The organism is Achromobacter sp. 2789STDY5608621 (assembly GCF_001299375.1).
Taxonomy (GTDB): domain Bacteria; phylum Pseudomonadota; class Gammaproteobacteria; order Burkholderiales; family Burkholderiaceae_B; genus Achromobacter; species Achromobacter insuavis.
Window position 1 is genome coordinate 1 of record NZ_CYTU01000093.1, and the last position, 7,522, is coordinate 7,522.

Sequence of the window (7,522 nt, forward strand, 5' to 3'; positions counted from 1 at the left end):
TTGCTGGATCGGCAGGCGCGCGCCCGGCTGCCAGTCGGCCAGGCGCAGCGCGTAGCCGTCCATGGCGCTGTTGTCGGCCGGCGGGATGTCCACGGTGGCGTCGAGGTCGGCCGCCAGCACGCGTCCGGGCGCCTCGTCCAGGCCGACGTGTTCGCGGCGGGCGAGGGGGGCGGCGGCGTTGGCCAGCAGGGTCTGGGCTTGGTCGAAATCCAGCATGGGGGTCAGTGGTCTTGGTCGCGGGGTTGGAGGTGCGTGGCGAAATTGCAGGGGCGGTGGCCGCTGTCCAGCTGTTCGCGGATGATGCGGTTCCAGGCGGTCTCGCAGGCGTTGTTGGAACCGGGCAGGCAGAACAGCAGGGTCCGGTTGGCCGAGCCGGCGAAGGCGCGCGACTGGATGGTCGAGCTGCCGATTTCCTCGTAGGAGAGCTGGCGGAACAGTTCGCCGAAGCCGGGGATCTCGCGGTCCAGCAGCGGCAGGATGGCCTGCGGCACGTGATCGGCGTGCGAGAAACCGGTGCCGCCCGTGGTCAGGATGACCTGCACTTCGGGGTCGGCGATCCAGTCGCTGATGACGCGGCGGATCTGGTAGACGTTGTCCTTGGAGATGTCGCGCCGCACGCATTGGTGGCCGGCCTGCGCCAGGCTGTTGGCCAGCAGGTTGCCGGACGTGTCGTCGCCGGCGCTGCGGGTGTCGCTGACCGTCAGCACGGCGCAGGCCAGCGAAACGGGGGAGGCGTCGTTCATGGAGTCTCCTTGGGGGGCGGGGTGTCGGCGTCCCAGGACTGCGTGCGGTCCTGGTCGGATTGGCGTTGTTCCACCCAGAAGCTGTCGCCACCCGCCAGGGTTTCGCGCTTCCAGAAGGGCGCGCGGGTCTTGAGCGCGTCGATGATGAATTCGCAGCCGCGGAAGGCGTCGCCGCGATGGGCGCTGGCCGCGGCCACGAACACGATCTGGGCATTGCGCGTCAGCGCGCCGACCCGGTGCACGATCACCGTGCCGTCCAGGTTCCAGCGCGCGCGGGCGGTGGCGGCGATGTCCTCGAGCTCGCGCTCGCACATGCCGGGGTAGTGTTCCAGGTAGAGCGTGTCGGTGGGCGTGTCCGGCGCGTAGTCGCGCACGTAGCCCACGAAGGTGACGATGCCGCCCACGCCCGGCCCGGCGCTGGCGCGCAGGGCGGCGGTGAGCGCGGCGCCGTCGAAGTCGGCTTCCTGCACGATGACCATGGCGCTCAGCCTCCAGTGACGGGTTCGAACACCGCCACCTCGTCGCCGGCGCGTATCGGCGCCGACGGCTTGGCGTGGGTCTGGTTGATGGCCAGCTTCAGGCGGCCGGCCGGGGCCAGCTGCGGATAGCGTTCGCCGAGCGCGGCCAGCAGTTGCGCGCCGGTGGACTCGCCGTCCAGCGGCCAGGCCTCGGAGCGCTTGCCGACCAGTTCGGCGACGCGGGCGAAGTACAGAAGATTAATCGTTGCGCCATTCACCGCTTTTGCCTCCCGCCTTGTACTTCAGGCGTACGTGTTCGATGACGATGCCCTTGTCGGCCGCCTTGCACATGTCATAGATGGTCAGCGCGGCGACGCTGCACGCGGTCATGGCTTCCATTTCGACACCGGTCTTGTAGCTGGTGCGGCAGGTGGCCAGGATGTCGATGCGGTGCGCGTCGTCGTCCAGCGCGAATTCGACGCCGACGAACGACAGCGGCAGGCTGTGGCACAGGGGGATGAGCTCGGCACAGCGCTTGGCCGCCAGGATGGCGGCGACGCGCGCGGTGTTGAGCACCTCGCCCTTGCCCTGGCCCGGCTGCGTCAGCAGGCCGTAGGCGACGGCGTTCATGCGGATGCTGGCGGCGGCGACGGCCACGCGTTCGGTGTCGGTCTTGCCGATGACATCGACCATGCGGACCTGGCCGGCTTCATCCAGGTGACTCAAGGTGGGGGCGGGCGTGGACATGGGAATCGGGATCGAGAATTGTTAATGATTGAAAAGAGCGGTCCCGGCAGGCCGTGGCGGGCCGCTGATACGCCTATGATAGACGAGCCGCCGCCGGCCGCGCCTTGAGGAAAGATAAGCCCGCCGCGGTTCGCCTGTTCTTGCGCCCCTGCGGGGGCTTTTTCGCTTTTGGCGGCCCGCTGCAAAAAGCCCCCCCAATTTGCTCGAAGGACGCGATAATGGCCTTCAATTCGTACCAGGAGACGCACAATGCCCTTGCGGATGCCCAAGTTCCGGTTCACCCGCCGCTTAGGCAAGATCCTCTTGGGCGTCGTGGCCGTGGCGCTGATCCTCTGTGGCATCGCGGCGTGGCAAGTGCCCAAGGTCCTGCACAACGTGCTGACCCAGGACGTGGCCAAGATGCTGGGCCGCGACGTCGCCGTCGGCAAGATCACCTTCAATCCCTTCACCTTGACCGTGCGCGCGCGCGATCTCGCCGTGGCCCAGCCCGGCTCGCAGACGCCGCTGTTCACGGCCTCGGAAGTGAACGTCAGCGCCGCCTGGTCCTCGCTGTTCTGGTTCGCGCCGGTGGTCGACCGCTTCACCCTGCGTTCGCCCACGCTGTCGATCGTGCGCGAGGACGTCACCCGCTTCAACTTCTCCGACGTGCAGCAGCGCGTGGCCGAGATGACGGCCGCCAAGCCCGACGAGCCGCCCAAGCCCGATGAGGGCCTGCCGCGCTTCTCGCTGAACAACATGGTGATCGAGGGCGGCGTCGTGACGCTGGACGACAAGGTCACCGGCCGCAAGCAGGTGATCGACGAACTGGCCGTGGGCGTGCCGTTCATCTCCACCTTCGGCTATGCCACCGACATCGACGTGCAGCCGCGCCTGCACCTGCGCATCAACGGCAGCCCGTTCGACCTGACCGGCGTGGCGCGGCCCTTCGACAAGGTGCCGTCGTCGACGCTGCGGGTCGCCTTCACCGGCCTGCAACTGGAAAAATGGGCCGACGTCTGGCCCATGCCGTTGCCGTTCAAGCTCGAGCGCGCGCTGCTCGACTCGAACCTGCAGATCGTGTTCGAGCAGCCCAAGGACGCGCCGCCCAAGATCCGCGTGGTCGGCGACCTGGGCCTGCGCCAGTTCGACCTGCGCGACAGCGCCGGCGAGAGCCTGGCGGCCTGGAGCGCGCTGACCGTCAGCCGCCTCGAACTCGAACCGATCGCGCGCCAGGTCTATGTCGGCGACGTCGGCCTGTGGGCGCCGCAGGTGTACGCGCGCCGCTACAGCAACCAGCATTTGAACTGGCAGGACGTGGTCGACAAGCTCAAGCAGCTGGGCGGTCCGGCGCCGGCGGCCCAACCCGCCGCGACGACCGCCGCCAAGCCGGGGACGCAGCAGGGCGCGCCCGCCGCGAATCCCGCGGTCCCGGCGACGGCGGATCCTGCCCAGGCCGCCAAGCCTGCCGCGACCGATCCCGCCCAGGCCGCCAAGCCTGCCCCTGCGGGCGCCACTCCCGACACGCCGCCCGCCGCCGACACCCCGCCCAAGCCCGCCGCGCCGGCCGAATGGAAGGTGACGCTGGACGCCTTCAACATCCACGAAGGCGAGCTCTACGTCACCGACGCCATCAGCAAACTCGACTACACCCTGACCGGCCTGGCCGTCACCGTCGAAGGCGTGGCGCTGCCGCAGGTCAAGGGCGAACCCATCAATCTCTGGCTGACCGTGGACAACAGCACCGATGGCGGCTGGATCCGCGCCAAGGGCCCGCTGGTGCTGCAGCCGCTGTCGCTGGAACTGGCGGTGCGCATGGGCAACGTCGCGCTGGCGCCGTTCGCGCCGGCCGTGCGCAGCCTGTCGCCGATCCTGTTGCAGGACGGCCGCCTCGGGCTGACCGCGCAGGTGCACGTGCTGGACAAGAACGGCGTCATCGATGCGTCAGCCACGGGCGTGCGCGCCGAGCTGGCGCAATTCAAGGCGCGCGATGAAACCCTGAACCCCGCGCTCGACGTGGCGCTGCAGCAACTGGTCGTCACCGCCGACCGCCTGGCCATGGGCCCGGGCGCCAGCAACTTCACGCTGGCCGCGGCCGGCATCCAGGGCGGCGGCAAGCTCGACCTGAAGGGCGCCTTCACGCCGCAGCCGCTCACGCTCAAGACCTCGGTCGACCTGTCCGGCCTGAACGTCGCCTCGTTCGCGCCGTACTTCGCTTCCAGCCTGAACGCCACCGTGCGCGCCATCACGCTGGGCGCCAAGGGCGACGCCGAGTTCGCGGCGGCCAACGGCAGCGCGCCGATGAAGGCCGGCTGGAAGGGCGGCGTCGAGGTCACGGACGTCGACCTGCAGGACCGCGTCAACAAGGACGACTTCCTCAACTGGAAGCGCCTGGGCTTTTCCGGCATGAACATTGCGGTGGCCGGCGAGAAGATCGTGGCCGGCCTGGGCGACATCGCGCTCGATGACTTCTACGGCCGCATCCTGTTGAACGCCCAGGGCCGCCTGAACGTCATGGACCTGGTGGCCGCGCCCGGCCAGGCCGGCGGCTCCATCACCCAGGACACGCAGACCCCCGGCCGGCGCGCCGAAGCGCCGGCGCCCGCGGCCAAGGGCGGCGGCATGCCCGACATCTCGCTCAACAGCGTCACCCTGACGCGCGGCCGCATGACCTTCACCGACCGCTTCGTCAAGCCCAACTACGTGGCCGAGCTGTCCAGCATCGACGGCTCCATCACGGCCGTGTCGTCCACCAACCCGCAGCCCGCCAAGGTCAAGGTCACCGGCCGCGTCTACACCACCGCGCCCCTGTCGATCAGCGGCGTGGTGCAGCCGTTCGCCAAGTTCCTGTCGCTCGACCTGAAGGCCTCGGCCAAGGGCGTGGACCTGCCGCGCTTCAACACCTACTCGGCCAAGTACGTCGGCTACCCGATCAAGCGCGGCAAGCTGTCGGTCGACCTGGAATACAAGATCAAGGACCGCGCGCTGCAGGCCACCAACCACGTGGTGCTGAACCAGCTCACCTTCGGCGACAAGACCAACAGCCCCGACGCCACCAAGCTGCCGGTGCTGCTGGCCGTGGCCCTGCTGAAGGACTCGCGCGGCAACATCGACATCAACCTGCCGATCTCCGGCTCGCTCGACGACCCCGAGTTCTCGGTCGGCGGCATCGTCGTGCGGGTGCTGTTGAACCTGGTGGTCAAGGCCGTCACCTCGCCCTTCAGCCTGCTGGCATCGGCCTTCGGCGGCGGCGAGGAACTGTCGTACGTGGAATTCGCGCCCGGCAGCGCCGCGCTCACCGACGACACGCTGCAGCGCGTCGAGACCCTGACCAAGGCCCTGGCCGACCGCCCCGCGCTCAAGATGGACCTGAGCGGCCGCGCCGATCCCAAGACCGACCTGGACGGCCTGCGCCAGGCCTGGGTCGATGCCCAGATCCGCCTGGCCAAGGCCCGCGACGTCGCCCCGCGCGGCAAGAAGCCGAACCCGGCCGGCGTCGAGGTCTCGGGCGCCGAGCGCGCCAAGTACCTGGAAAAGGTCTACGACGACACGGACATCAAGGACAAGCCGCGCAATTTCATCGGCATGGCCAAGTCCGTGCCGCCGCAACAGATGGAGGAGATGCTGCGCGCCGCGGCCCCGGTGGGCGACGAGCAGTTGCGCCAACTGGCCGACGCGCGCGCGCAAGCGGTGTATGAGAAGCTGCAAGCCCAGGAAGGACTCGCGGATCGCGTGTTCATCGTTGCCCCGCAACTGGACGCCGATGGCATCAAGGACGAGGGCTTGCCCTCGCGCGTGGACTTCTCCCTGAAGTGAACCCGGCGGCCCGCCAGGACGCGCCCGCGTCCGGCGGCCGTCCTTTGCCCGGAGATGCATGATGAAAGACCAGGACGCGCATTTCGACAGCCTGCTGCCGCCCCTCAAACTGGACCGGCGCGGCTTCATCGCCACCACCGTCGCGGCCGGCTTCTCGCTGGCCGCCGGCCCCGCCGTGGCCCAGACCGCCATCAAGACCGACGCCAACGGCCTGACCGCCGGCAAGGTGGACATTCCCACCACCGACGGCAAGATGCCCGCCTACCGCGCCGCGCCCGCCGGCAAGAAGAACCTGCCGACGCTGCTGGTGGTGTCGGAGATCTTCGGCGTGCACGAGTACATCCAGGACGTCTGCCGCCGCCTGGCCCACCTGGGCTACCTGGCCATCGCGCCCGAGCTGTTCGCGCGCCAGGGCGATCCGTCCAAGTACACCGAGATCCCCAAGCTGCAGGCCGAGATCATCAGCAAGGTGCCCGACAAGCAGGTGCAGGGCGACCTCGACGCCACCGTCGCCTGGGCCGCCGCCAACGGCGGCAGCGACGACAAGCTCGGCATCCTCGGCTTCTGCTGGGGCGGCCGCCAGGTCTGGCTCTACGCCGCCCACAACCCCAAACTCAAGGCCGGCGCCGCCTGGTACGGCCAGTTGGGCGGCGACCCGAGCGAACTCAAGCCCAAGTCGGTCCTGAGCCTGGTCAACGACCTCAAGGCGCCCGTCCTCGGCGCCTACGGCGGCAAGGACGCCGGCATTCCCCAGACCGACGTCGACAAGATGCGCATCGAACTCGCCAAGGGCCCCGCCGCCGCCAAGGCCTCCCGCATCGACGTCTACCCCGAAGCCCCTCACGCCTTCCACGCCGACTATCGGCCGAGTTACCGCAAGGCCGAGGCGGAGCAGGCTTGGCAGAGGATGCTTGACTGGTTCAAGCAGAATGGGTTGGGTGGGTGAGGCGTTACGGTTGTTCTTCGTAGGCCGCCCCTGGCGGCGGTCGGGCAGGCGGGGCGCGCCCACGATTGCGGTCCGGAGCGTTCGCTCCGGACTGCCCCGTTGTCATCTTCGTTGTCGCCTTCGGCGACTGCCTTCAGATTCCCTCGGGCGCATCGAGGTTGCGCCCCGCCTGCCCGACCGCCGCCAGGGGCTACCGACATCTGCATGGGTGAGGCCGCTCGGGCCGAGGGAGGGGAGAGATCTTGCGTCGCCCGCCAGGACCGGCTGCGCGGGCAGCCGGTCCTGGCATACGCTTTAGCGGTGCGTCGTGAGAGCGGCGCTGCGCGCGGCTGGAGGGTGCGGCACGAGGGAGATACAGGTCAAGCGCCGCGACCCTTCATGTCGCACGGGAACGTGAACGCGCGAACACGCGACGCAGTTTCAAAGCCAGTTGCCCAAAAGCTCCAAAGCCAATTCCACAAGCTCCAAAGCCCCAAGTCACCCACAAGCTCCAACGCCAAACCTGCCGACGCGCGCAGCGTTCATCGTGACCTGCAAGACCCCGCGTAAGCCAAAAAAGGCCGCCCGCGCGGCCGCCTTTTGGCGGGCCCCGCAAACTCCTCCCACCCCCCCGTTGACGTGGCCAACCACGCCAAGCACCCCATTCGCCCCGGCAACGCGGGCACCAAGACATCATGAGCCCGGCGGGACGGCGCAGGCGGAGGGCGGGGCGTGTAGATGCGCCCGACGGAAACCGTAGGGAGCCGAAGGCGGACGAGATTCTATGGTCCGGATCAAGCTGTTTTCAGGTTCAACCTCCCGGGATCGAAGGCTTGCCCGGTGCGCCAGACCCCGTA

Annotated in this window: 6 protein-coding genes and 1 pseudogene; 2 read left to right on the forward strand and 5 right to left on the reverse strand. The window is 68.9% G+C overall.

Annotation, left to right across the window (positions count from 1 at the left end; all coding sequences use genetic code 11):
- The 5 genes and pseudogenes from AOZ53_RS32825 to moaC form a co-directional block, all read right to left on the reverse strand.
- Positions 1 to 216, reverse strand: a pseudogene (locus AOZ53_RS32825) (molybdopterin molybdenumtransferase MoeA); the annotation flags it as partial.
- Between the two features lie 5 nt (positions 217 to 221).
- The gene (moaB, locus tag AOZ53_RS32830) at positions 222 to 743 is read right to left on the reverse strand and encodes a molybdenum cofactor biosynthesis protein B (protein WP_054428579.1); all 522 of its coding nucleotides are present in this window, start codon (positions 741 to 743) and stop codon (positions 222 to 224) included.
- The gene (locus AOZ53_RS32835; RefSeq protein ID WP_054428578.1) at positions 740 to 1,222 is read right to left on the reverse strand and encodes a molybdenum cofactor biosynthesis protein MoaE; all 483 of its coding nucleotides are present in this window, start codon (positions 1,220 to 1,222) and stop codon (positions 740 to 742) included. Before AOZ53_RS32835 ends, moaB begins: the two co-directional genes overlap by 4 nt.
- A gap of 5 nt (positions 1,223 to 1,227) precedes the next feature.
- A complete protein-coding gene (locus AOZ53_RS32840) occupies positions 1,228 to 1,479 on the reverse strand; it encodes a MoaD/ThiS family protein (RefSeq protein WP_006390912.1) in 252 nt (83 codons plus the stop codon).
- On the reverse strand, positions 1,460 to 1,948 hold the full coding sequence (gene moaC / locus AOZ53_RS32845; RefSeq protein ID WP_054428577.1) for a cyclic pyranopterin monophosphate synthase MoaC: 489 nt from the start codon (positions 1,946 to 1,948) through the stop codon (positions 1,460 to 1,462). The genes AOZ53_RS32840 and moaC overlap by 20 nt, the downstream gene beginning before the upstream one ends.
- Before the next feature lie 249 nt (positions 1,949 to 2,197).
- Here moaC and AOZ53_RS32850 point away from each other — a divergent pair, with 249 nt between their 5' ends.
- Both AOZ53_RS32850 and AOZ53_RS32855 read left to right on the forward strand, forming a co-directional pair.
- Complete coding sequence (locus AOZ53_RS32850; RefSeq protein ID WP_054491031.1) at positions 2,198 to 5,740, forward strand: DUF748 domain-containing protein; 3,543 nt, start codon at positions 2,198 to 2,200, stop codon at positions 5,738 to 5,740.
- Between the two features lie 61 nt (positions 5,741 to 5,801).
- Complete coding sequence (locus AOZ53_RS32855) at positions 5,802 to 6,686, forward strand: dienelactone hydrolase family protein (protein WP_054491033.1); 885 nt, start codon at positions 5,802 to 5,804, stop codon at positions 6,684 to 6,686.
- The last annotated feature ends 836 nt before the right edge of the window (positions 6,687 to 7,522 follow it).